The sequence below is a fragment of the Kineococcus sp. AC630 genome, assembly GCF_979255925.1.
The window spans coordinates 94040-117357 of the sequence record NZ_CEEDMJ010000020.1; the positions used below are offsets into that span (position 1 = coordinate 94040).

General features: G+C 73.9%; 26 protein-coding genes. 10 read left to right on the top strand and 16 right to left on the bottom strand.

Features of this window, described 5'->3' with window-relative positions; all coding sequences use genetic code 11:
• The first annotated feature begins 46 nt into the window (after positions 1-46).
• From AC0I8G_RS19945 to AC0I8G_RS19965, 5 genes are all read left to right on the top strand, one after another.
• Positions 47-1201, top strand: coding sequence for an ABC transporter ATP-binding protein (locus AC0I8G_RS19945; RefSeq protein ID WP_471731491.1), 1155 nt, complete (start codon positions 47-49; stop codon positions 1199-1201).
• A 100-nt stretch (positions 1202-1301) separates the two neighbouring features.
• On the top strand, positions 1302-2525 hold the full coding sequence (locus AC0I8G_RS19950; RefSeq protein WP_471731492.1) for a glycosyltransferase: 1224 nt from the start codon (positions 1302-1304) through the stop codon (positions 2523-2525).
• A 12-nt stretch (positions 2526-2537) separates the two neighbouring features.
• Positions 2538-3572, top strand: coding sequence for an endonuclease/exonuclease/phosphatase family protein (locus tag AC0I8G_RS19955; RefSeq protein WP_471731493.1), 1035 nt, complete (start codon positions 2538-2540; stop codon positions 3570-3572).
• Between the two features lie 43 nt (positions 3573-3615).
• Entirely contained in the window at positions 3616-4413 is a 798-nt protein-coding gene (locus AC0I8G_RS19960) for an aminoglycoside adenylyltransferase domain-containing protein (protein ID WP_471731494.1), read from the top strand.
• A gap of 56 nt (positions 4414-4469) precedes the next feature.
• A complete protein-coding gene (locus AC0I8G_RS19965; RefSeq protein WP_471731518.1) occupies positions 4470-5153 on the top strand; it encodes a class I SAM-dependent methyltransferase in 684 nt (227 codons plus the stop codon).
• 97 nt (positions 5154-5250) lie between these two features.
• Here AC0I8G_RS19965 and AC0I8G_RS19970 read toward each other — a convergent pair whose 3' ends face one another.
• The 7 genes from AC0I8G_RS19970 to ftsH all read right to left on the bottom strand — a co-directional run bounded on the left by AC0I8G_RS19970 (position 5251) and on the right by ftsH (position 12049).
• Positions 5251-7074, bottom strand: coding sequence for a hypothetical protein (locus AC0I8G_RS19970; RefSeq protein WP_471731495.1), 1824 nt, complete (start codon positions 7072-7074; stop codon positions 5251-5253).
• Between the two features lie 204 nt (positions 7075-7278).
• A complete protein-coding gene (locus tag AC0I8G_RS19975) occupies positions 7279-7743 on the bottom strand; it encodes a DUF3180 domain-containing protein (protein ID WP_471731496.1) in 465 nt (154 codons plus the stop codon).
• Positions 7740-8207, bottom strand: a complete 468-nt coding sequence (gene folK / locus AC0I8G_RS19980; protein ID WP_471731497.1) for a 2-amino-4-hydroxy-6-hydroxymethyldihydropteridine diphosphokinase — start codon at positions 8205-8207, stop codon at positions 7740-7742. The genes AC0I8G_RS19975 and folK overlap by 4 nt, the downstream gene beginning before the upstream one ends.
• Positions 8204-8617 carry a dihydroneopterin aldolase gene (gene folB / locus AC0I8G_RS19985; RefSeq protein ID WP_471731498.1) on the bottom strand — a complete coding sequence of 138 codons (414 nt, stop codon included), beginning with the start codon at positions 8615-8617 and terminating at the stop codon, positions 8204-8206. Before folB ends, folK begins: the two co-directional genes overlap by 4 nt.
• Positions 8614-9450 carry a dihydropteroate synthase gene (gene folP / locus AC0I8G_RS19990; protein WP_471731499.1) on the bottom strand — a complete coding sequence of 279 codons (837 nt, stop codon included), beginning with the start codon at positions 9448-9450 and terminating at the stop codon, positions 8614-8616. The genes folB and folP overlap by 4 nt, the downstream gene beginning before the upstream one ends.
• Before the next feature lie 11 nt (positions 9451-9461).
• Positions 9462-10073: a GTP cyclohydrolase I FolE gene (folE, locus tag AC0I8G_RS19995; protein WP_471731500.1), complete on the bottom strand. Its 612-nt coding sequence runs from the start codon at positions 10071-10073 to the stop codon at positions 9462-9464.
• Positions 10070-12049 carry an ATP-dependent zinc metalloprotease FtsH gene (gene ftsH / locus AC0I8G_RS20000; protein ID WP_471731501.1) on the bottom strand — a complete coding sequence of 660 codons (1980 nt, stop codon included), beginning with the start codon at positions 12047-12049 and terminating at the stop codon, positions 10070-10072. Before ftsH ends, folE begins: the two co-directional genes overlap by 4 nt.
• A gap of 578 nt (positions 12050-12627) precedes the next feature.
• Between ftsH and AC0I8G_RS20005 the strand changes: the two genes are divergently transcribed.
• From AC0I8G_RS20005 to AC0I8G_RS20020, 4 genes are all read left to right on the top strand, one after another.
• Positions 12628-13095, top strand: a complete 468-nt coding sequence (locus AC0I8G_RS20005; RefSeq protein ID WP_471731502.1) for an ester cyclase — start codon at positions 12628-12630, stop codon at positions 13093-13095.
• Positions 13092-13613, top strand: a complete 522-nt coding sequence (locus tag AC0I8G_RS20010; RefSeq protein ID WP_471731503.1) for a nitroreductase/quinone reductase family protein — start codon at positions 13092-13094, stop codon at positions 13611-13613. The genes AC0I8G_RS20005 and AC0I8G_RS20010 overlap by 4 nt, the downstream gene beginning before the upstream one ends.
• A gap of 48 nt (positions 13614-13661) precedes the next feature.
• Positions 13662-14735: a medium chain dehydrogenase/reductase family protein gene (locus tag AC0I8G_RS20015; RefSeq protein WP_471731504.1), complete on the top strand. Its 1074-nt coding sequence runs from the start codon at positions 13662-13664 to the stop codon at positions 14733-14735.
• Between the two features lie 68 nt (positions 14736-14803).
• Complete coding sequence (locus tag AC0I8G_RS20020) at positions 14804-15502, top strand: TetR/AcrR family transcriptional regulator (RefSeq protein WP_471731505.1); 699 nt, start codon at positions 14804-14806, stop codon at positions 15500-15502.
• Positions 15503-15512: 10 nt separating this feature from the next.
• Here AC0I8G_RS20020 and AC0I8G_RS20025 read toward each other — a convergent pair whose 3' ends face one another.
• Complete coding sequence (locus tag AC0I8G_RS20025; protein WP_471731506.1) at positions 15513-16004, bottom strand: MarR family winged helix-turn-helix transcriptional regulator; 492 nt, start codon at positions 16002-16004, stop codon at positions 15513-15515.
• 75 nt (positions 16005-16079) lie between these two features.
• Between AC0I8G_RS20025 and AC0I8G_RS20030 the strand changes: the two genes are divergently transcribed.
• Positions 16080-16835 carry an SDR family oxidoreductase gene (locus tag AC0I8G_RS20030; protein ID WP_471731507.1) on the top strand — a complete coding sequence of 252 codons (756 nt, stop codon included), beginning with the start codon at positions 16080-16082 and terminating at the stop codon, positions 16833-16835.
• An 18-nt stretch (positions 16836-16853) separates the two neighbouring features.
• Here the strand turns inward: AC0I8G_RS20030 and AC0I8G_RS20035 are convergent, their stop codons facing one another.
• From AC0I8G_RS20035 to dacB, 8 genes are all read right to left on the bottom strand, one after another.
• Positions 16854-17648 (bottom strand): alpha/beta fold hydrolase, encoded by a 795-nt coding sequence (locus tag AC0I8G_RS20035; RefSeq protein WP_471731508.1) that lies wholly within the window; start codon positions 17646-17648, stop codon positions 16854-16856.
• A gap of 9 nt (positions 17649-17657) precedes the next feature.
• Complete coding sequence (locus AC0I8G_RS20040) at positions 17658-17930, bottom strand: glutaredoxin family protein (RefSeq protein WP_471731509.1); 273 nt, start codon at positions 17928-17930, stop codon at positions 17658-17660.
• Positions 17931-18244: 314 nt separating this feature from the next.
• A complete protein-coding gene (locus tag AC0I8G_RS20045; protein ID WP_471731510.1) occupies positions 18245-18673 on the bottom strand; it encodes a hypothetical protein in 429 nt (142 codons plus the stop codon).
• On the bottom strand, positions 18670-19296 hold the full coding sequence (locus tag AC0I8G_RS20050) for a nucleotidyltransferase domain-containing protein (RefSeq protein WP_471731511.1): 627 nt from the start codon (positions 19294-19296) through the stop codon (positions 18670-18672). The genes AC0I8G_RS20045 and AC0I8G_RS20050 overlap by 4 nt, the downstream gene beginning before the upstream one ends.
• Positions 19297-19346: 50 nt before the next feature.
• Positions 19347-19898: a hypoxanthine phosphoribosyltransferase gene (gene hpt / locus AC0I8G_RS20055; RefSeq protein WP_328294475.1), complete on the bottom strand. Its 552-nt coding sequence runs from the start codon at positions 19896-19898 to the stop codon at positions 19347-19349.
• A 19-nt stretch (positions 19899-19917) separates the two neighbouring features.
• On the bottom strand, positions 19918-20871 hold the full coding sequence (tilS, locus tag AC0I8G_RS20060; protein ID WP_471731519.1) for a tRNA lysidine(34) synthetase TilS: 954 nt from the start codon (positions 20869-20871) through the stop codon (positions 19918-19920).
• The gene (locus tag AC0I8G_RS20065; protein ID WP_471731512.1) at positions 20868-22034 is read right to left on the bottom strand and encodes a zinc-dependent metalloprotease; all 1167 of its coding nucleotides are present in this window, start codon (positions 22032-22034) and stop codon (positions 20868-20870) included. Before AC0I8G_RS20065 ends, tilS begins: the two co-directional genes overlap by 4 nt.
• Positions 22035-22097: 63 nt before the next feature.
• Positions 22098-23318 (bottom strand): D-alanyl-D-alanine carboxypeptidase/D-alanyl-D-alanine endopeptidase (gene dacB, locus AC0I8G_RS20070; protein WP_471731513.1); only part of this gene is annotated, 1221 nt, incomplete at its 5' end.

Genomic DNA, 23318 nt, shown 5'->3' on the forward strand with positions numbered 1-23318 from the left:
GCCCACCCACGTTGCCGATCGCGGGAGCGTCGGTCAGGCTTCCGGTGTGATCACCGAGGGTGAGGAACAGGACACGCGGGATGACGAGGTCATCCGCTTCGAGGGCGTCACCAAGCGCTACGGCCGCCACGACTCCCCCGCCGTCGGCCACCTCGACCTCACCGTCGCGCGCGGGGAGCTCGTCGCGCTCGTCGGACCCAGCGGGTGCGGCAAGTCGACGATCCTGCGGATGGTGAACCGGCTCGTCGAACCGAGCGCCGGCCGCATCGTCGTCGACGGCCGCGACGCCGCCCACACCGACGTCGTCGCGCTGCGCCGCGGGATCGGCTACGTCATCCAGGCCGGTGGCCTGCTCCCGCACCGCACGATCCGGCAGAACGTCGCCACCGTGCCGCGGTTGCTCGGCTGGGACGCCGACGTCACCCGGCGGCGGGTCGACGAACTGCTCGAACTCGTCGGCCTCGACGGCTGGGCCCACGGCGACCGCTACCCCGCGCAGTTGTCCGGGGGGCAGCAGCAACGCGTCGGGGTGGCGCGCGCCCTGGCCGCGGACCCGCCCGTCCTGCTCATGGACGAACCGTTCGGGGCCGTCGACCCCGTCGTGCGGGACCGCCTGCAGAGCGAGTTCCGGCGCATCCAGCAGGAACTGGGCAAGACCGTCCTCTTCGTCACCCACGACCTCGACGAGGCCGTCAAGCTCGCCGACCGGATCGCGGTGTTCTCCACCGGCGGGGTGCTGGAGCAGATCGCCACCCCCACGACCCTGCTCTCCGAACCGGCGTCGGAGTTCGTCGTCGACTTCATCGGCTCCGACCGGGGGTTGCGCCGCCTCGCCGTGACCCCGATCCGGCCCGAGGACCTGGAACGGCCCCTGGTCCTCGCCCCCGCCGACGGCGCCGCCTACGCCGCGACGGCCCTGGAACTCGACGGCCGGGCGTGGGCCGTGGTCCTCGACCACGGCCGCCTGCTGGGGTGGGTGGCGCGCGGCCCCCTCCTGGAGCAGCGGGGGTCGCGCAGCGCCCGCGTCGGCGACCACACCCGCCGGTTCCCCACGACCATCGCCGCCCGGGAGACCCTGCGCAGCGCCTTCTCCGCCCTGCTCGCGCAGGAACTGCGGTTCCTGCCCGTCCTCGACGGCGAGGAGTTCCTCGGGGTGCTCACCCCCGACGTCGTGCACACCGCGTTGCGGCGCGACCTCTGACCCCTACCGGGGAGGTAGTCCACCCAGGGACCCGGGTCCCGCCGGGGGCGGTTCCCCGGAGCGATGACCCACGGGGGTCGGGGGCGGTTGAGTTCCACCCATGAGAATCCTCATCGGAGCAGACACCTACGCCCCCGACGTCAACGGCGCCTCGACGTTCGCGCAACGCCTCGCCGCCGGTCTCACCGGACGGCACGAGGTCCACGTCGTGGCCCCGGCCCGCGGCCCGCGCAGCACCCGCGAGACCGTCGCCTCCGGCGTCGTGGAGCACCGTGTGCGGTCCTTCCCCGTGCTCGTCGGCGGAACCGGCCTGCGGTTCTGCCCGCCGGCCGGACTGGTCCGCGCCGCCACCCGGATCCTGCGCGACGTCCGGCCCGACGTCGTGCACGTGCAGAGCCACTTCCTCGTCGGCCGCGCCCTGGTGACCGCGGCGAACCGGCTCGGCGTCCCCGTCGTGGCGACGAACCACTTCATGCCCGAGAACCTCACCCACCACGTCCCGCTCGGCGACCGGGTCCAGCACGCGCTGCACGAGTGGGCCTGGAACGACGCCGCCGGGGTCTTCCAGCGCGCCGACGTCGTCACCGCCCCGACCCCCTACGCGGCGGCCCTGGCCGAACGGGCGGGCATCCCCGGCCCCGTCCTGCCCATCTCGTGCGGGATGGACCTGCGCCGCTTCGCGCCCGACCCCTCCGGGGAACTGCGACGGGAGTTCCGGCTCCGGTACGGCGTACCCGACCGCCCGACCATCGGCTACGTCGGACGCCTCGCGCCGGAGAAGAACGTCGAGGAACTCGTCGAGGCGCTCGCGCTCGTCCGCCGCCTCCGACCCGAACTCGACGCGCAACTGCTGCTCGTCGGCGACGGCGCCCGCCGCGCCGGGTTGCTGCGCCGCGCCGCGGAACTCGGGGTGGCCGACCGGGTCGTCTCGACCGGTTTCGTCCCCGAGGCCGACCTGGCCGCCGCCTACCTGGCCTGCGACGTGTTCGCCAACGCCGGGACGGCGGAACTGCAGAGCCTCGTCGTCCTGGAGGCGATGGCCTCGGGACTGCCGGTCCTCGGGGTCGACGCCTGCGCCCTGCCGCACCTGGTGCGCGACGGCGACAACGGCTTCCTCTTCCCGCACGGCCGGCCCGCGGCCCTGGCGGCGCGCCTCGCGCTCGTGCTGGGCGACCCCGACCTCGCCGCCCGGATGGGTGCGCGCAGCCTGGCCATCGCGTCCGAGCACGACGAGCGGCGCACCCTCGCCCGCTTCGAGGAGCTCTACGCGCTGCGGCAGAGCACGACGACGCCCGTCGCGGAGCGGGCGGGTACCCGCGTGTAGCAGGATGGCCGGGTGCCACCGACGCCGAGCCGGCGCCCCTGGTGGCGCCGCACGCTGCGAACCCTCGCGGTCGCCTACGGCGTCCTCGCCACCCTCGCCCTGCTCGTCGTCCTCGCCTTCTCCGACGGGCACGCCGTGAGCTACGTGCTGGGGTTGTTCGCGACGTGGTGGCTGGTCCCCGCCCTCGTGTTCGTCCCCTTCGCGACCGCGTTCCGGTCGTGGCGGACGCTGGCCGCGGTCGTCGTCCCGGCGCTCGCCGCGGGCACGCTGTTCGGGCCCTACGCGCTGCACCGGCTGGACCCCCGCGACCCGGGCCCCGACCTGCGGGTCGCGACCTTCAACACCACGAACTGGCGCGGAGCCGCCGGGGTCACGGAACTCATGCGTCACGGCGGGGCGGACGTCGTGCTGCTGCAGGAGGTCGTCCCGTCCCAGCAGGCCCGCTACCGCGACCAGTGGCCGGAGTACGCCTACCGCAGCTACACCTCCACCACGGCGACCGGTGGTCGCAACGAGGGCGACGGGAACGCGGTCTGGTCGAAGTACCCCATCGTCTCGGTGGAGCCGGTGACCGGACTCCCCACCGGAGCACGCCCCGCGGACGTCGTCACCGTCGACGCCGACGGTCGCCGGATCGCGGTGATCTCCGTCCACCTCGCCTCCCCCTGCCTGTTCTGCAGTCCGGCGAAGGCCGCGCTGAACCCCGCGGGCGACACCGCGGACGCGGCGCGGGTCCGGGTCGCCGAGGCCCGTCGCTACGGTGACCTCGCGGAGTCCCTGCACGCCGCCGGGAACGCCGTCGTGCTGGCGGGGGACCTGAACTCCGCGGAGTTCAACGAACCGTTGCGGGTGCTGCGCTCCCACGGCCTGACCGACGTCCACCGCGCCGTCGGGACGCAACCGGGGCTGACCCGGGGTGCCTCCCCCGGTTTCGCCCGGGTCGACGTGGTGCTGGTGGCCGGACTCGAACCCGTCGACGACCACGAACGCGACCCCGGGGGGAGCACCCACTCCCCCGTCGTCGCGGACCTCGCCTGGCCCTCCTGAAAAGCCGTCGCGCCGGCCCCTGCGGCGGTCCTACCGTGCTGGCGTGCCGAGCGACGCAGCCCACGTCCCGCCCGACCTGCAGCACGCGTTGCAGGTCCTCGTCGAGGGCAGCGCGGAACTGCTCGGGGACGACTTCGTCGGGGCCTACCTGCACGGTTCGTTCGCCCTCGGCGACGCCGACGAGCACAGCGACGCGGACTGGCTGGTCGTCACCCGCTCCCCCGACGTCCCGGTGGCGGAGTTGCAGGAGTTCCACCGCCGCTTCCACGACCGGCCCGAGCCCTGGTTCCGCGGGACGGAGGGTTCCCACGTCCCCGCCGCGTCGTTGCGCCGACCGTCGGAGGAACCCTGGTGGTTCGTGGACCACCAGGACAGCGCGGCGCTGGAACTCTCCCCGCACTGCAACACCCTCGTCGTGCGCTGGGTCCTGCGCGAGCACGGGATCACCCTGGCCGGGCCACCGGCGGCCGACCTGGTCGACCCCGTCGACCCGGACGCGTTGCGGGCGGAGTCGCTCGCCCGGTTCCCCCGGTTCTTCGACGACCTGGAATCGTGGATGGACTGGCGGAGCATCGAGTGGGGTCAGCGGACGGCGGTCGAGACCCTCTCCCGGATGCTCGCCACCGTCCGCACCGGCCGCGTCCTGTCGAAACCGGCCGCCCTGCGCTGGGCGCGGGACGTTCTCGACGACCGGTGGGGGCCGCTGCTCACCGACGCCCTCGAGGGGCGCACCCGGGGTTTCGACGTCCACACCGCCCCCGCCCCGGAACTCGTCGCCGCCACCCGGGAGTTCGCCGACCACACCGCCTCGCTCGCCCGGCTGGAGAGGACCGTCCCGTGACCGGTGACCTGTGGGGCGAGGACGTCGCCCGCGGCTACGACGAGGACTCCTCCTGGATGTTCTCCCCGGAACTCCTCGGCCCGACCTGCGACGTGCTCGTCGACCTCGCCGACGGTCGGCGCGCGCTGGAGTTCGCCATCGGCACCGGCCGGGTCGGGATCCCGCTGGCCGGGCGCGGGGTTCCCGTCGCCGGGATCGAGATGTCACCCGCGATGGCGGCACGGTTGCGGGAGAAGATGGTCCCCGGTTCGGCGGCGGCGGGGATCGACCTGGTGATGGGCGACATGTCGAGCGCCCGGGTCGAGGGCGAGTTCGGTCTGGTCTACCTCGTGTTCAACACGATCACCAACCTGCTGGAGCAGGACGAACAGGTCGAGTGCTTCCGCAACGCCGCCCGCCACCTCGCACCCGGCGGGTACTTCCTCGTCGAGGTCGCGGTGCCGGAACTGCAGCGGCTCCCTCCGGGCGAGACCGCCCGTCCCTTCCACGTCGGTCGTGAGCACCTGGGTTTCGACACCTTCGACCTCGTCGAGCAGCGCCTCACGTCCCACCACTACCGGTTCACCGAGGACGGCCGGGTGAGCCGGTTCGAGTCCCACCACCGCTACGCCTGGCCCGCCGAGTACGACCTGATGGCCCGGATCGCCGGGCTGGAACGGTTCGCGCGGTGGTCCGGGTGGGACCGCGCGGAGTTCACCGCCGCGAGCACGTCGCACGTGTCGGTGTGGCGCAAGCCGTAGCCACCCCGGGTGGGACACCCATCGGTGTCACCACGTGGAGTGAGGGGTGGGTGCGACGAACGGGGCGCCCCGGCGACGAGATCGTCACCCCCATCCCTCACTCCACGTGGTGGCCCCGGTGGGTGCGACGAGTCGTCTCACGAGTAGCCCGAACGGCGAACGCGGCCAGGAAGGCCGCCGGCCAGAAGGCGACGCCGTGCCAGGCCCCGACGAGCACCGACACCACCGTGACCACCCACGCACCGATCGCCACGTTCCTGGCCAGGCGTCGACTCCCCCGGGCCAGAGCCTGGTCGACCGCCACGGCCACGTGGGTCCGGGACCGCGTGTCCATGGTGGTGCGCTGCCGACGGGGGAAGCGCAGACGTTGCACGAGCGCCACCAGGAACCCCGTGGTCAGCAGCGCGCAGAACGAGGTGAAGGTCACCGCGAACACCCGGTTCGGGGAATCGAGCGACACCAGAGCCATGAAGAGCGTGAACAGCACGAACGCGAACGACAGGGTGACCAGGACGCTGGTGCTCCACGACGCCAACCCTGACAGGACCCTCGGTGGGCGACGGATGGTGGCCGGCTCACCGGGCAGGTCGACCGACACCGTCGACGGAGCAAGGGTGTCCAGGAGTTCGAGGGCGGTCCGCCCCTGGGCCCAGTCCGCAGGGTCGAAGGAGAGCACCATCGCGTCGTTGCCGACGATCTCCCGCCGGCCGTCCGGGTGGCGCAACACCGCAGCGCAGTCCGTCCACGCGACGGTCAGGTGCACGGCGGGCGCTGGTTCGAGGGTCACCCCACGCGGCCCGATGATCAGGCGCAGTCCTCCTTCGCGGTGGCGGGCGCCGACGAACACCTGCCCCTGGACGACCCCGGTGGACAACGACGGGACGGGCGTCAGGCCGACCGGGCCCTCCACCCCGTCCGGCACCTGCAGCAGCGCCGTGCCCATCAGCTCGCGCAACGCCGTGTGCACGTGCTCGGGGCGCACGGCGGCGGCACGGGGCTCGCTCGTCGCCGCCCGCGTGAACTCACCCGGCTCCTGCTGGGCGCTCAGGAGCCAGGACCGAGCCGTCGCGTCCAGGCTCCGCACCACGGCGGACTCGTCCGCGGCGTCTCCCGCGTCGGCGGGTTCCACCCAGCCACGCTTCCACGACTCCAGGTCGGAGTCGGACATCACGTCGGCGCACGTGTCGCGCACGACGTCTTGAACGGCGTGCACGACCTCACGCTGGCGGTCCCAGGAGGTCTGGGCGGAGAGTCCGAGTTCGAGACGACCCGGACCCGTCGACCGCACCGAGGCGTCGACGTCGTAGACGCTGCCGTCCTCCGCGCGCAGGCGCTGACGCAACGCGCGGTGCAGCCGCCACCAGGCGGCCCACGTGGCCGGCTCGTCCGGACCCACGGCGGTGAACGCGACGACAGCCGGGCGGCCGGTGAACCAGGCAGCCCGCCGGCCCGGTAGCTCGCTCGGTGACGGAACGGGCAGACGCTCACCCCGGGACAACGTCGACCAGGAGGTCTGCGGTTCTGCGCCGTGGACCCACAGCACTGCGTTGTCCGCGGTGAAGACCCGTCGGGCCCAGGCGCTCACCTGCTGCGGGTCCGCCGCCAACAGGCCCACCTCGTCGGTGGACAGCAGGCCCCAGCCCCGCAGCCCGTGCCGGACCCGGCGCAACTCGTCCCAGACGCTGGGTCCACCGCGGTGGGCCTCGAGCTCGAGGACGTCGATCTCGTGGGCGAGGCCGTGGACCGGCAGGTCCCGCAGCTCGGCGCTGAGGACGCGGAAGTGCTCGGCGACCTCGTCCTGGGTCCCCCGCACGTCGAAGGACGTGAACAGGGCCTCCACGGAGGCGTTGCTCGGGTAGGCGGGCAGGCCGAGACGGGTGTGGGCGAGGTGCTCGACGAGGTGCGTGGTGCCCCGTGTCACGAAGGTCTCGTCGACCACACCCACCCGGAACGTCAGGCGAGCCGTGGTCGGTCCCTCCCGGGGCACCCACAGCACCCGGGTTCCGTCCTCGAGACGGCCCGCGCGGGCTGCCGGTGCGGTCGAACCGCCCGTGATCCACTCCACGCCGATGAGATCGACCGGTGAGGCGGCCGACTTGATCGCCTTCCGGCACCCGGCGCCGGGTCAGGCGGGTGCGGCGTCGCTGTCCTCGTCGTCGGGGACGCGGCACCAGCGTTCGACGAGGAGGCCGGCGGCCAACAGCAGCACCGAGACCACGATGTCCGCGCCGGCGCTCAGGAGTTCGGAGCGGCGGGCCGCGATGTCGGCGGTGGGCAGGTAGTGCACGAACCAGCCCGCGAACATCCCCGTCAGCAGCGCCCCCGCGACGGAGGCGGCCTTGGCCAGGGCAGCGGTCCGGGCGGCGCGCAGGGCGTCGATGCGGCGGGACTTGTCCCCGTTCACCCACTGCCGCACGGGCCAGCCGACCCCGAACACGGCGACGGCGAGCAGGCCGATGGTCAGCGTCGTGCGCCACATCAGGTCGGGTTCACTGTGGCCGCCGGCGATCCAGATCTGCAGCCCGGACCAGGCGATGACCCCGGCGATGACGGCGAGCCCGACGAGCAGCCCCGGACGCGACGGCCTCACGAGATCGCCTGCAGCAGGGTCTCGACGCGGCCGCCGTGCGGGCCGGGGAGTTCGGCGTCGGGGTCGAGTTCGAGCCACGGTCCCAGGACGAAGGTGCGCTCGTGGGCCCGGGGGTGCGGCAGGACGAGACCGTGCTCGGTCAGGACCAGACCGTCGCAGGTCACCACGTCGACGTCGATGGGACGGGGGCCGTCGGGGACCTTCGTGCTGCGGTCCAGCCCGACCTCCGCCTCGACGGCGTGGCAGGCGCGCAGCAGCGCGTGCGGGTCGAGGCTCGTGCTGACCAGCGCGACGGCGTTGAGGAAGTCGGGCTGGTCCCGGACGGTCCCGACCGGGGCGGACTCGACGAACGTGGACACCGCGTCGACGGTGATCCCCTCCACCGCGCCCAACGCCTCGAGCGCCGCGTGCAGGTTCGCCGCGCGGTGACCGGTGTTCGCGCCCAGCGACAGGACGGCGTTCACGAGCGGGTCCGCCGGACCACGAGTTCGACGTCGTCGAAGGAGGCCGGGATCGGCGCCTGCGGCTTGTGGACCACGACGTCGACGGCCGCGATCCGCGGGGACCGGGCCAACGCAGCCGTGGCGATCCGCCCGGCGAGGGTCTCGACGAGCAGGACGGGTTCACCGGTGAGGATCGTGACGAGCTCCCCGGCCAGCGCGCCGTAGTCGACGGTGGCGCTCAGGTCGTCGCCGGCGGCGGCCTCGCGGGTGTCGAGGTGCAGGGCGACGTCGAGGCCGAAGGGCTGCCCCTGGGCGCGTTCGAAGTCCAGGACGCCGTGGTGGCCGATGGCGCGCAGCCCGCGCAGCACGATCCGGTCCAGCACCCGGCCCTGGGCGTCGAGCACGGGCCCGGCGGCGTCGAGGGAGGTCACGACGCACCCACCGGGGTCCGGGCGGCGTCCCAGGCCCGCGCGACGCGGACCGCCGCGACCGAGGGGGCCACGTCGTGCACCCGCACGCCCCAGATCCCTTGCGCCGCGGCGAGGGCGGTGACGGCGGCGGTCGCGGTGTCGCGGGCCGCCGGCGGCGGGACGACCCCGTCCGGACCGGTCAGCAGCGCACCCAGGAAGCGTTTGCGGGAGGCCCCCACGAGCAGGGGGAAGCCCAGCGCGGCGAGCTGGTCGAGCCCGGCGAGCAGGGCCCAGTCGTGCTCGGCGACCTTGGCGAACCCGAGACCGGGGTCGAGCACGATCCGCTCCGGTGCGATCCCGGCCGCGGTCACCGCGTCGAGTCGTCCCCGCAGCTCGGCGGAGACCTCGGCCACGACGTCGTCGTAGACGGCGCGCGAGGTCATGACGTCGGAGAAGCCCCGCCAGTGCGAGAGGACGTAGACGCAGCCGAGCTCGGCGACGGTGGCCGCCATCTCCGGATCGGCCAGACCGCCCGAGACGTCGTTCACGACGACCGCCCCCGCGGCGACCGCGGCCCGGGCCACCTCCGCGCGCATGGTGTCGACGCTCACCGGGACCCCGGCGCCGACCAGCCCGTGGACGACGGGGAGCACCCGGCGCAGTTCCTCGGCCACCTCGACGCGCACGGCACCGGGCCGGGTCGACTCACCGCCGACGTCGACGAGCGCCGCGCCCGCCGCGTGCAGGGCGGTCCCCTGCGCGACCGCCACCTCGTGGGCGAGGAAGTGCCCGCCGTCGGAGAAGGAGTCGGGGGTGACGTTGAGGACCCCCACGACCCGGGTCGGTCCGGGCACCAGCAGTGGGTTCACCGGTGCCCCGCCACGATCAGGCTCATGGCCTCGGCCCGGGTGGCCGCGTTGCGCAGCGAACCGCGCACGGCCGAGGTGATGGTCTTGGCCCCCGGTTTGCGGACCCCGCGGTAGGTCATGCAGGAGTGCTCGGCCTCGACGACGACGATCACCCCTCGCGGGTGCAGCCTGTCGACGAGGGCGTCGGCGACCTGGGTGGTGAGGCGTTCCTGCAGCTGCGGCCGGCGGGCGAAGACGTCCACCAACCGGGCCAGCTTCGAGAGGCCGGTCACCCGGCCGTGCTCCCCCGGGATGTAGCCGACGTGGGCCACGCCGTGGAAGGGGAGCAGGTGGTGCTCGCAGGTGGACTGGACCTCGATGTCCTTCACCAGGACGAGTTCGTCGTGCTCGAGGCCGAAGTCGGTGGCGAGGACCTCGGCCGGGTCCTGGTGCAACCCGGCGAAGAGTTCGAGCGAGGCGCGGGCCACGCGGGCGGGGGTCTCACGCAGGCCCTCGCGGTCCGGGTCCTCCCCGATGGCGAGGAGGAACTCCCGGACCGCGGCCTCGGCACGCGGGCCGTCGTACGTGCCCGGCGCGTGAGCGTCCGGTGTGGGCGCTCCCGTGCTCACGGCTGCTCGTGCGTCCCGTTCTGGTAACCGTTCACCGGCGTCTGGAACCCACCGACGTGACCGTTGAGACCGGGCGAGGCGACCGGCGGGATGTCGGACACGTGACGGCGTTCCGAGGACAGCCAGACCGGCCGCTGCGGACGCTTCACGACGGGGGCGAAGATCTCGGCCAGCTCGGCCTGGTTCAGCGTCTCCTTGTCCAGCAGCGCGACGACCAGGTCGTCGAGGACCTGACGGTGCTCGACCAGGACCTCCCACGCCTCGTCGTGCGCGGACTCGATGAGGCGGCGGACCTCCTCGTCGACGATCCCGGCGACACCCTCGGAGTAGTCGCGCTCGTGACCCATGTCGCGACCGAGGAAGACCTCGCCGCCGCTGGACCCGAGCTTGATCGCCCCGACGCGTTCGCTCATGCCGTACTGGGTGACCATCTTGCGGGCCATGCCGGTGGCCTTCTCGATGTCGTTGCTCGCCCCGGTCGTCGGGTCGTGGAAGACGAGTTCCTCCGCGACCCGGCCGCCGAGGGCGTAGGCCAGCTGGTCGAGGATCTCGTTGCGCGAGGTCGAGTACTTGTCCTCGGTCGGCAGGACCATCGTGTAACCCAGCGCCCGGCCGCGCGGCAGGATCGTCACCTTCGTGACCGGGTCGGTGTTGGCCATGGCCGCGGCCACCAGGGCGTGCCCGCCCTCGTGGTAGGCGGTGACCCGCAGTTCCTTCTTGTTCATCCGGCGGGTGCGCTTCTGCGGGCCGGCCATGACGCGGTCGATCGCCTCGTCCAGCGCGGAGTTGTCGATGACCTTCGCGTCGGCGCGGGCCGTGAGCAGCGCGGCCTCGTTGAGGACGTTGGCCAGGTCGGCGCCGGAGAAGCCCGGGGTCCGGCGGGCGACGGCCAGCAGGTCGATGTCCGGGGACAGCGGCTTGCCCTTGCCGTGGACCTGCAGGATCTGGTGACGGCCCTCCATGTCGGGAGCCTCCACCGCGATCTGGCGGTCGAAGCGGCCCGGGCGCAGCAGCGCCGGGTCGAGGATGTCGGGACGGTTCGTCGCGGCGATGAGGATGACGTTCGTCTTGACGTCGAAGCCGTCCATCTCGACGAGGAGCTGGTTCAGCGTCTGCTCGCGCTCGTCGTGCCCGCCGCCCATGCCGGCGCCGCGGTGACGGCCCACGGCGTCGATCTCGTCGACGAAGATGATCGCGGGCGCGTTGGTCTTGGCCTGCTCGAAGAGGTCGCGGACGCGGCTGGCGCCGACACCCACGAACATCTCGACGAAGTCCGAACCGGAGATCGAGTAGAACGGCACCCCGGCCTCACCGGCGACGGCGCGGGCGAGCAGCGTCTTGCCGGTCCCGGGCGGGCCGTAGAGCAGGACGCCCTTGGGGATCTTCGCGCCGACGGCCAGGAACTTGGCGGAGTCCTGGAGGAACTCCTTGATCTCGTGCAGTTCCTCGACGGCCTCGTCGGCCCCGGCGACGTCCGCGAACGTCGTCTTCGGGGTGTCCTTGGACATCATCTTGGCCTTGGACTTGCCGAACTGCATGACCTTGCTGCCGCCGCCCTGCATCTGCGAGATGAGGAACCAGAAGAGGAGCAGCATCAGGACGATGGGCCCGACCGTGAACAGCAGGGACTGCAGGATGCCCGTGCGGGGCACCTCGTCGGTCACGCCGTCGGTGGGCGGGTTGGTGTTCAGCGCCTCGATGAGAGAGCCACCGCGCTGGGAGATGTAGTACGAACGAACGGCGCTGGCGCCCTGCTCGGTGACCCCGGACTTGAGCTTGAGGTCGATGCGCTGAGAGCCGTCGGTGAGCGTGGCGCTCTTGACCTTGCCCTCTTCGATCAGCGTGATCGCGCGGGTCGTGGAGACCTCGGCGGTGCCGCTGGACGCGAAGAAGGAGGCGCCGATGGCCACCACGGCGATCGCGACGACGATCCACAGCCACGGGCCGCGGACGATGCGCTTGAGTTGGTTGGGCATCAGTGGAGGGGTCGCCCCCTGTCCCTCCTGCTCGTTCTAGCCTGTCGTTCGACGGTACACCGGGCGAACGACACGCCGCCGCGGGTCCTGTCTGCGCAGGTCCTTCGCTGGTCGAACGGGCGGGAGCGCCGGGCTGTTCCGGCCAGGACGCCCCGATCCGCTGTGGGCGAACTCCGGGCGCGCAGCACCCCGGTCAGGACACGAGCACGTGCAGCCACTGGACGACCGAGACCACCTCCTCCGGCACGTCGAACGGCTGTCCGTGGCCACTCGCGACGAGCCGGTGGTCGAGGAGACGGGCGCGACCTGGTCGACGTGCGTGGCGGGGGGAACCCGCAGCACGGGCCGGCCGTCCTCACCGCCCGCCGTCCCCACGCCCACCTCCGGCGGACCGCTGGACACGGTGTTCCGGGGTGGAGGTCACGACGACGACGCCAGGCGAGCCACTCCCCCGGGGCGAGGGGGAAACCGGTCGGGACAATGGCTTTACAGGTGTTGAGCGACGGGGTAGCTTTACGGATGTAAACACGTCGCGGGGAGCTAGTCAGGCCCACCGGACCACCTCACCGGAGGTCGCCATGACCACCAGCGCTCCCGCCCTGCACGCACCCCGCCTCGACACCCGTCGACCCGCCACGACCCTGGTGCAGTCGTGGCTGCGGTTGTGGAACGGCGACCTCACCCTCGCCACCGCGATCGTCGCCCCGGACTTCCGGCTCCACGCGGCGATGCTGGACGGCGGCGACGGCGGGGCCGTCGACTCGCCCCAGGCCCTCGTGGGCTGGATCGGGTCCACGCGAGCGGCCGTCCCGGACCTCGCCTTCTCGATCGAGGTCGGCCCGATCGTCGACGGCCCCTCGATCGCGGTGCGCTGGCGCGCCCGGGGCTCCTACGCCGGGGGCGTACCGGGCGCCCAGGCCCCCGTCGGCACCGTCGTCGACTTCACCGGTACCGACGTCCTGCGCACCGAGGACGGCCGCATCGCCGAGTACTGGGTGAACTCCGACACCCTCCTGCTGCTCACCCAGCTGCAGGTCCGCGCGTGAACCCCGCGACCGGCTCCGACGCACGACCCCCGCGGCTCCCCCTCGAGCCGGGACCGGCCCGGCGCCGTCGGCGGCCCGCGTACCTGGCGCCGACCAACGCCGTCGTGAAGACCCTGTCCCGGTGGCGGGTGAGCACCGGGGTGATCAAGGTCCTGACGGTGCCGGGTCGCACCAGCGGCAAACCCCGGTCCACACCGGTCTCTCCCCTGAGCCTGGACGGACGTCGTTTCATCCTCGCCCCGACGCCCGAGGGCGACTGGGCTCGCAACGCCCGCGCGGCCGGCCGCGGAACCCTCACCGACGGCCCGCGGAGCGAGCAGGTGCTCCTGCGCGAGCTGGACCGCACCGGGGAAGCCGACCTGCGGCGGCGCCTGATGACCTCCTTCCCGGCCGCCGTCCCCGACGGCGTGCGCCTGTTCAAGGCCCTCGACCTCGTCACCAGCGCCGACCCCGCGCAGTTCGCCGCCGCCGCCGACCTCGTCACCGCCTTCGAGGTCCTGCCCGCACCCGGCACCTGACCCCGCACCGTCCAGTCCCCACACCCAACCCTCCCGAGGAGAACCACCGTGAACAGTCCCCAGGACGCCGTCGCACCGACCACCACCGCACCTGCCCCCACGCGAGCGACCGAGATCGTGCTGCCGGGCGTCGTCGAACCCTCCGGACTGCAGGTCCGCGTCCGCGACCTGCCCGCCCCCGGGCGCGGCGAGGTGATGGTCGAGGTCGAGGCCAGCGGCGTCTCCTTCGCCGAGCGGTCCATGCGACGGGGCCGCTACCCGGGTCAGCCCGCGTTCCCCTTCGTGCCCGGCTACGACCTCGTCGGCACGGTGACCGCGGTCGGACCGGACGCGGACGCCGCGCTGACCGGGACCCGCGTCGCCGCGATGACGAAGACCGGCGGCTGGGCCAGTCACGTCCTGCTGCCGGCGGCCGACCTCGTCCCCGTGCGTGCGGACCTCGACCCCGCCGAGGCGGAGACCGTCGTCGTCAACGGCGTGACCGCCTGGCAGATGCTGCACCGCTCGGCCCGCGTCCGGCGAGGTCAGACGGTCCTGGTCCACGGCGCCAGCGGCGGCGTCGGCACCGTCCTGGTCCAGCTCGCCGTCCACGCCGGGGTCCGCGTCATCGCCACCGCCGGCCCGCGCCACCACGAGGCCCTGCGCGCCCTGGGCGCCGAACCCCTCGACTACGACACCCCCGACCTCGAGGCCGCGGTGCGCCGGCTGGTCCCCCGCGGGGTCGACGCCGCCTTCGACCACCTCGGCGGGGAGAGCCTGACCCGCTCGTGGCGCCTGCTCGCCCCGCGGGGCACGCTGGTCAGCTACGCCATCGCCGCGAAGATCGACGCTCCCGGCTCCCTGTGGATCCCCTTCCTGGCCGCTCTGGCCCGGGTGCTCGTGTGGCAGGTCCTGCCCAACGGCAAGCGCGCCTCCTTCTACGACCTGTGGTCCGGACACCGCCTGCGCCCCAGCGCCTTCCGGGCCCGCACCCGACAGGACATGACCGCCGTGCTGGACCTGCTCGCCGCCGGGGTCGTGACCGCGCAGATCGGCGCCCGCCTGCCGCTGACCTCGGCCGCCGAGGCGATGGAGCTGGCCGAGTCGCACACCGTCCGCGGCAAGATCGTGCTCGTCCCCTGAGACCCTGACCCCGACCGAGGTGGCAGCGGCAGAACCCGCTCGCCACGACCGCCCACGTGGAACGAGCCATGACCACCACTCCCCGGACGACCGCCGCCACCGCCCCGGCCCGCCCCGGTGCGCGTGAGCGCAACCCGCGCGGCCAGGGGGGACGCCTCCGCGACGACATCCTGACCGCCGCCACCGACCTGCTCGACGAGTCCGGCACCGAGGAGTCGGTGACGCTGCGCGCCGTCGCCCGCCGGGCCGGCATCAGCGCCCCCGCCATCTACGGGCACTTCGCCGACCGGCAGACGATCCTGCTCGCCGTCGTGCAGGGCGCCTTCACCGAACTCCACGACCGTCTTCGCGCCGCCGCCGATACCGGGGACGACGGGAGCGAGGACGACCCCGTCGCCCGCCTGCACCGGGTCTGCGCGGCCTACCTCGACTTCGCCGCCACCCGGCCGCAGCGCTACCGGGTGATGTTCGGCGGCCTGTGGAACACCCAGCGGGCGCTGGCGGAGGAGAACGTCACCGCCGGCGACCTCACCGACCTCGGCCGGGACGCCCTCGAGGTCCTGGCCACCGCCCTGCAGGACTGCGTCGCCGCCGGACGCTCCCGCAGCGACGACCCCCGCGGGGACGCCGTCGCCCTGTGGCTGGGCCTGCACGGCCTGGCCCACCAGCGCGTCGTCACCGCCGCCTTCCCCTGGCCCGCGGACATCGTCGACCGCCTCGTGGTCCCGCTGGCGCACCTGGTCCCCGCGGCGGACGGCGACCGGTAGCACCGGGTTCTCAGCCGGCGGGGTCGTCCCGGACGGGCCGGTCCAGGAACCCGGTGACGATGTCCCGGAGCTGGCCGACGACCTCCGCGACGAGGTCGAGCTCGGCCGGGGAGCGGTCGGCCATCGCCGTGCGGAACGCCTCGTGGAGGGGCTCGTAGAAGGCGTCGGTCCGGTCGTGGATCTGGGCGGTCGCGTGCAGGGTGACGATGCGGCGGTCCCTGTGCTCCCGGGTGCGCACGACGTCCCCCGCCTCCTCCAGGCGGTTGAGCAGTGCCGAGGTCGCTGCGGGGCTCAGCCCGATCCGTTCGGCGAGGCGGGCCGGCGAGAGCGGTCGGCCACGATCCTCGGCGACGAGGATCTCGACCACCGCCGCCGCGGCGGTGGCGTGCATCTCCTGACTGCGGGCGAAGAGGCGCCCGAACTCCTTCTGCGCGAACGACAACGAGTTCAGGGCGTCGAGCACCCGCTCACGCCCGCGCGCCAGCTCGTCCCCGTCGTCCATCGAACTGCTCCATCCCAGGGTCGCCTGGCGTGGAATCTACCCAGACACTTCTTTCCGCGCTGATATGGTTCCAGCATGGAACTATTCGGGAACACCATCCTCGTCACCGGCGGTGGCTCGGGCATCGGCCGCGTCCTCGCCGAAGCCCTCCACGACCTGGGCAACACCGTGATCGTCGCCGGTCGGCGGGAGGACGCCCTCCGTGACGTCGCGAGATCGCGACCCGGCATCGACACCGCCGTCCTCGACGTCTCCGACCCGGCGAGCATCCGCTCCGCCGCGGCTTCGGTGGTCCGGCGCCATCCCGGGCTCAACGTCCTGATCAACAACGCCGGCACGTCCGGCACCGACGACCCCTCCGCCCCGCTGGACGACGAGCAGGCCGTCCGGATCGTGGAGACGAACCTGCTCGGCAGCCTCCGCGTCAGCAGCGCGCTGGTGGAGCACCTGAAGGCCCAGCCCAGCGCGACGATCGTCTACACGACCTCGACGCTCGCCTTCGTGCCGCTGGCACGGTGCGCGGTCTACGCCGCGACGAAGGCGGCCCTGCACTCCTACGTCCTCTCGCAGCGGTTCGTGCTGCGCGGGACGAGCGTGCGGGTCCAGGAGGTCCTGCCGCCCTGGGTCAACACCGGCCCCGCCGACGCGGAGGGTTTCGAGAGTGCGGTCCACGTGGACGACTTCGTCCGCGATGCCCTCGCCCAGCTGGGCGAGGGGCGTGACGAGGTCGTCGTCGACGCGGCCGCGGCTTCCCGCCGCAACGCCGGGCCCGACGAGCAGGAGTTCGTCACGGAACTCAACACCGCCCTGCTCGCCCACTTCCCGGCCTGACGGCCGGAGCGCCGCACGTCACGGTCGGGCGTCCAGGGAGCGGCGCAGGACTTGCGCCCAGGCCCGGGGTCGGTCGAGGTGGACGTCGTGGCCGGTGCCCGGCACGACGACGTGGCGGACGCCCGGGCGGGCGGCGAGCATCTGCTCCACCTCCGTGGTGTCCAGGTAGCTGCGCTCGGCCTGGACGAGCAGGGTCGACGCCTGCACCTGCCGCCACTCCGCCCAGCGCGCGGTCCCGGCCACGGCCGCGATGACGGCCTGCACCACGTCGGGGTCGAAGCGGGGCCAGAACCCGCCGTCGCGTTCCTCGAGGTCCTCCGCCCACGCCCTGGCGGTCGCCGTCCCGCCGAGGTGCTCGACCGCCGCCCGTCGGGACGGGAACGGCACCGGCCAGGACGCGAACCAGCTCCCCAGCTGCGCCGACGTGTCCACCGCCCCGCCGCCGACCCCGCCCTCGAGCAGCACCAGGTGCCGGACGAGGTGCGGGTGCCAGGCGGCCAGCAGCAGAGCGGTGTGGGCGCCCGCGGACTGGCCCACGACCGCGACGGGAGCACCACCCGTCGCGGCGATCAGCGCGACGACGTCCTCCACGTGGGCACGGCGGGAGGTGTCGGCCGGACGGCGGGTGCTGCCGCCGTGGCCGCGCTGGTCCAGGGCGAGGACGCGGTAGGCGTCGCTGAGCACGCCCGCCGTGGCGGCGAGCTCACCGGCACTGCCGGCCAGGCCGTGCAGCAGGACCACGACCGGGCCGGCACCGCCCGAGTCGAGGTACGACAGCGTCACGTCCTCGCGGTGGACCTGCCTCCGCTCCACCGTCGCGACCTAGCCCAACCGGTCGCGCAACTCGTCGTCGCTGGGCTCGACCAGGTAGGAGCCGTCCGGCCAGACGATGGTCGGGATGCGCCGCGCCCCGTCCTGCAACCGCCGGACCAGTTCGGTCGCGGCCGCATCGGCCTCGACGTCCACGTAGCGGTGAGCCACGCCCTCCGCCTCCAGCAGCGTCCGACTGCGCCGCACGTCCGGGCACCACCCGGCGCCGTAGACCACCAGCTCACTCGCCTCACCACCGGCCGCACGGGTCTCGACGGGTTCCACGGAAACCTCCCCAGGATCGATCGGTCCGCACCAGTGTCGCCGAGCGGACGGACGAAACTCCCCGCCGGGGTGCACGTCCTGTCCTACGAGACGTCTGAGCAGTGGAAGAGCAGACGACGTCGCCGGACGCCCCACGACGGCGTCGGGCACAGGGCCGGACGGTCCGCTCGACCTCCGGGCCCTGTTCGAACAGCACTTCCACCCCACCGTCCGCCTCGCGAGGCTGCTCGGGGCGGACGACCCCGAGTGAGAGCGTCTGCAGCACCGCTTCACCGCGGACCGCCGTCGTCGGCGCCGGATCCGGTTCCACCTCATCAACGCACGAGCGTCCCCGCAGCGTCGACGAGCGTCCGGGCCCGGCGCAGCGCCGCGGTGCAGTTGGTCGACGAGACGTTGCTCAGCCCGTAGTGCCCCGCTGGAGCCAGCGCCCTGCGCTGGACCTTGAGGTCCAGCACCTCACGCAGGGCCTTCGCCAGGGCTGCGTCCCCGGTGACCTCCTGCAGCAGGCCGATGGCCTGCCGGTGGTCCTGGCCCCGGGATCGGACGCCGGCGGCGTGGCAGCAGATCGCGTCGGCGGCGGCGATGGCGGCGAGCACCGCGTTGCCGGTGGCGACGGTCGCGGCCTCCGCCAGGTCTTCGGACTGCACGAGCTCGGCCGCCTCCAGGTACAGCTGCGCCTGCCGCAACCGGGTCCGGGCGTCCGCCGCCGTGCACGCGGCGGTCCGCGTCACCCGGCCGCTCACGCGCGCGTCCCGGCGCCGAGCAGCTCGCGCAAGCCGGGGCCGTGCAGGACACGGCCGTCCGTACGCAGGCTCGCGATGAGGGGCTGACCTTCACCGACCGCCTCTGCCAGCTCCGAACGGCTGACCTGCAGGAACTGCACGGGGTTGCCGGTCAGGGCTTCGAGCCCCTCACCCAGGTGGTGCGCCTGCTCACCCCAGGGCCCGTCGTCGGCATCGACCGCGTCCTCGCGCAGGAGCAGGAGGTCCAGGTCGCTCGCGGGACCGGCCTCCCCGCGGGCCCAGGACCCGAAGAGGACGAGCGCAACGGGCGGCGGGCTCCACCGCCGCACCTGCTCGACCAGCCACTCCTCGACCACGCCGGGCGCGTTCAGCGCGGCCAGGACCGGGCCCGCGAGGACGTGGGCCCGGTTGAGCCGGTACTGGACCGCCGAGCCGGCGTCCTCAGCGGACACGAGACCGTGCTCGACCAGGCGGTGCAAGCAGGACCGGGTCCGTGCGTAGGAACGGCCCGCGACCCGGGCGACGACGGCGCCGCTCAGCGGGCGGTGCGTCAGGGCGAGCGCCCGGAGGACGTCCGCGTCGACCGTGGGGGCGATCGTCCGGAGCGGGTTCGACAGGTCCACACCGGCAACCTATCGCTATAGCGATAGCGCTATCGCCATAGCGATAGGAACTAGCTGTAGACGTGGGGCGCGAGCGTCGCGACGCAGTCGAGGTTGCGGTACTTGTCCGCGAAGTCGAGGCCGTAGCCGACGACGAACTCGTTGGGGATGTCGTAGCCCACGTAGGCGACGTCGACCTCGACCTTGGCGGCGTCGGGCTTGCGCAGCAGCGCGCACACCTTCACCGAGGCGGGGCCGCGCGAGGACAGGTTCGCCAGCAGCCAGGACAACGTCAGACCGGAGTCGATGATGTCCTCGACGACGAGGACGTGACGGCCGGAGATGTCGGTGTCGAGGTCCTTGAGGATCCGCACGACGCCGGAGCTCTTGGTGCCGGAGCCGTAGGAGCTGACGGCCATGAAGTCCATCGAGAGCGGGACGTTCATGGCGCGGGACAGGTCGGCCATGACCATGACGGCGCCCTTGAGGACGCCGACGAGCAGGACGTCCTTGTCGGCGTAGTCCCGGTCGAGTTCGGCGGCGAGCTCGGTGACCCTCGTGGCCACCTGCTCCTTGGTCAGGAGCACGTGCTCGAGGTCGGTCCCGGCGGTCGCGGCGTCCACGCGGATCTCCTGTGGTTGTTCAGCGGTGGGGGGTGAGCACGAGCCTGCCACACGCGCGGACACCGCTCGCACCACCCGGCAGGTGGACGGCCCCCTGCCCGTGCCAGTCCAGGAGCAGCGCCTCGAGGGCGTCGACGTGCGCGGCGGTGAGGGCGCCCGCCGGGCAGCCGACCGCGAGCGCCGCGGTGCGCAACCAGCGGCGGCGCAGCGCCGGCAGGGCCCCGACCAGGTCGGTGACGGCGGCGGAACCGTCGGTGAACGGCGAGGAGTCGGCGGCGAGGGCGTCGAGGGCGTCCGCGTCGTCCCGGGCCGCGCGGGCGGTCCGGGCCAGGGCCTGGGCGACGCCCGGCCCGAGCCGGTCCTCGAGGACGGGGAGGACGTCGTGGCGCACCCGGGAACGGGTGAAGGCGGGGTCGGCGTTGGCCGGGTCCTCCCACGGCTGCAGGCCCTCGTCGTGGCAGGCCTGGCGCACGAGGGCGCGGGTGAGCCCGAGCAACGGCCGGCGGAAGATCCCCCGAACGGCGGGCATCCCGGCGAGGCTGCGGGTCCCGGAGCCGCGGGCGAGGCCGAGCAGGACGGTCTCGGCCTGGTCGTCGAGGGTGTGGGCGAGGAGGACGGCGACGGCTCCGAGCTCGTCGGCGGTGCGGGTGAGGGCGTCGTAGCGCGCGGTCCGGGCCGCGGCCTCGGGGCCACCCGCCGCCGCGACGTCGACCCGGACGGCGGCGACGGGGTCCAGCCCGAGGCGACGTCCCTGGGCCTGGACGTCACGCGCCACCGCGGCCGAGGCCGGGTGCAACCCGTGGTCGACGGTGACGAGCCCGGCGGAGCGCGCCTCGAAGGCCGTGGCCGCGGCGAGCGCGAGGGAGTCGGCGCCCCCCGAGCAGGCGACCAGCACCAGCCCGGCGGGCACCGCGCGCAGGTCCCGGCGCACGGCGACCCGCACCGCTGCGACCGCGGGAGTGGGCCCGCTCAGCCGTGCACCCGCGTGACCCACGCGGCGGGGTCGCCGATCTCGGCGGGCAGCGGGAGGTGCTCGGGGCCGGTCCAGACGACGTTCAGCCCGTCCCAGCCGACGCGCGCGACGACGCCGCGGACGAACCTGGCCCCGTCGGCGTACTGGCGGGACTTCGCGTCCAGGCCGAGCATCCGGCGCACGACCTGGTCGAAGGACCCGCCGCCCTTGCGGCGCTTGGTGAACCGGGACCGGATCTGGGCGACGGAGGGCACGACCTGCGGGCCGACGTCGTCCATCACGACGTCGGCGTGCCCTTCGAGCAGCGACATGACGGCGACGAGGCGGGCGACCCGTTCGCGCTGGCCGGGCGTCTGGAGCAGGTCGGCGAGGCCGACGCCGCTGCCTTCGCCCGTGCCGCGCAGGACGTCGGGCAGGGACTGCAGGACGCCGCTGAGCCGCTCCCCCATGTCCCGCGGCTGGGCGAGGAGGTCGGCGGAGAGCTCGCGAGCCTCGGTGGTGACCCAGCGGCGCAGCCAGGGGTGGGCGCCGAACTGCAGCCGGTGCGCCTCCTCGTGCAGGCAGACCCAGCGGCGGAAGTCGTGGGGGTCGACCTGCAGGTCGCGTTCGACCTGGACGACGTTCGGGGCGACGAGCAGCAGCCGGCCGGGCTGCTCGTCGTCGATGCCGGCGAAGACGTCGAACTGGCCCAGCACCCGGCTGGAGAGGAAGGACAGCAGGCTGCCGAGCTCGGCGCCCGTGGTGCGGCGTCCGACGGCGGTGGCGGCGCGGTCGACGGCGGCGGCGGGCCGCCCACCTCCCGGCCGGACGGGGACGACCACGGGCCCGAGCAGCGAGCGGAAGGCGTCGACGTTGGCGCGGGCCCACGAGGCGCGGTCGACGACGAGCGCGGGCGGCATCGGTTCGGGGGAGGTCAGGTGCGCGGTCCGCGCGACCGGTCCGGCGGCCTCGGCGGCCGCGAGCCGCAGTTCGGCGACGACGTCGTCGATCTCGCCGCGGCCGAGCCGGGGGCCGGGACGGACGAGCCGGGCCGCGACCTGGGCCGCGAGGTCGAAGTCGACCAGGTCGACGACGGCGCGACCACCGGACTCGTCCTCCCCGGGACCTGCCGGGCTCCCGCCGCCCTCTGCTCCGTCGGTTCCGGAGTCCGCCCGTGCACGCATGCACGCACCGTACGCGGCGGGTCCGACGTCCGTGATGGGACGTCCGTGATCAGAGCTCCGCCGCTACCGGCAGCCGCAGGCGAGGAGGGCCGTGGCGAAGCGGTCCTGGGCGCGGCGCGCCGAGACCGAGCCGCCCGGGGCCACGCTGTCGGACATCACGGCGAAGGCCAGCAGCCGGCCGTCGGTGTCGCGGACGTAGCCGGCGAGGCTGCTGACCCCGGTGAGCGTGCCGGTCTTGGCCCGGACGACCCCGGCAGCGGCGGCCGAGTCGGGGTCGTCGTAGCGGTCGAGCAACGTCCCGCTCACGCCCGCGACGGGCAGACCCGCTGCGACGGAACCGAGTTCGGGGTGCTTCCCGGCGGCGACGAGGACCAGCACGTCGGTCACGACGCGGGCCGGGATGCGGGTGTCGCGCCCCAGGCCGCTGCCGCCCTGCAACGCCGTGCCGCTGACGTCGAGGCCCAGCGCGGCGATCTGGTCGACGACGGCGCGGGACGCGTCGTCGAAAGTCCCCTGCCGGTCCGTGGCCAGGGCGACGCGGCGGGCGAGGACCTCGGCGAGGGTGTTGTCGCTGGTCGTGAGCATGAACTCGACCTGCTCGGCCGTGGTGGCCGAACGCACGCTCGCGATCGTCGCCGCGCCGGGCACCGCGGAGGCGCGCACGACGCCGCCGCCCGGGTCCAGGACCCGGACGCCGTGCGCGGCGAGGGCGGCGGCGAAGGTGCGGGCCGCGGCGAGCGCGGGGTCGGGGTCGCGGGGGGCCGTCTCCCCCGCGGCGAGGCGGCCCTCGTCGACGGCGAGCGGGGCGATGGGCGCGACGAACCCGGCGGCTACGTCGCCGCTGCCCCAGCCGGGTGAGGTCGTGGGACCGGAGAAGGCGGAGTCGTCGAGGCGGACGGCGACGGCGGTGCGGCCCGCGGCGAGCAGCTTCGTCGCGGTGGCGGCGGCGAGGTCGTCGAGGCCGGCGTGCCCGTCGACGGCGTCGGGGTTCCCCGCGCCGGCGCCGAGCAGGACGTCGCCGCCGGCGAGCAGGACGACCTCGTCGGGGGTCGCCCCGTCGACGACGGTGGTGGCCGCCCGGGAGGTGGGCCCGAGGGCGCGCAGGGCGGCGACGGCGGTGAGGACCTTCGTCACCGAGGCGGGGGTGCGGGGCACGTCGACGCCGTCGGAGAGCAGGTCGTCGCCGGTGAGGGCGTCCCGGACGCTGGCGGAGACGTCGGCCCCGAGGGCGGGGTCGCCGAGGAACGGGGCGAGGTCACCGCCGAGGACGGCGGGGTCCGGGCG

Bases quoted from the DNA above. Each gene is read 5' to 3' on its own strand.
- AC0I8G_RS19950 (WP_471731492.1), top strand. From the start codon at position 1,302: ATGAGAATCCTCATCGGAGCAGACACCTACGCCCCCGACGTCAACGGC.
- AC0I8G_RS19965 (WP_471731518.1), top strand. From the start codon at position 4,470: ATGTTCTCCCCGGAACTCCTCGGCCCGACCTGCGACGTGCTCGTCGAC.
- ftsH (WP_471731501.1), bottom strand. From the start codon at position 12,049: ATGCCCAACCAACTCAAGCGCATCGTCCGCGGCCCGTGGCTGTGGATC.
- AC0I8G_RS20005 (WP_471731502.1), top strand. From the start codon at position 12,628: ATGACCACCAGCGCTCCCGCCCTGCACGCACCCCGCCTCGACACCCGT.
- AC0I8G_RS20020 (WP_471731505.1), top strand. From the start codon at position 14,804: ATGACCACCACTCCCCGGACGACCGCCGCCACCGCCCCGGCCCGCCCC.
- AC0I8G_RS20025 (WP_471731506.1), bottom strand. From the start codon at position 16,004: ATGGACGACGGGGACGAGCTGGCGCGCGGGCGTGAGCGGGTGCTCGAC.
- AC0I8G_RS20030 (WP_471731507.1), top strand. From the start codon at position 16,080: ATGGAACTATTCGGGAACACCATCCTCGTCACCGGCGGTGGCTCGGGC.
- AC0I8G_RS20065 (WP_471731512.1), bottom strand. From the start codon at position 22,034: ATGCGTGCACGGGCGGACTCCGGAACCGACGGAGCAGAGGGCGGCGGG.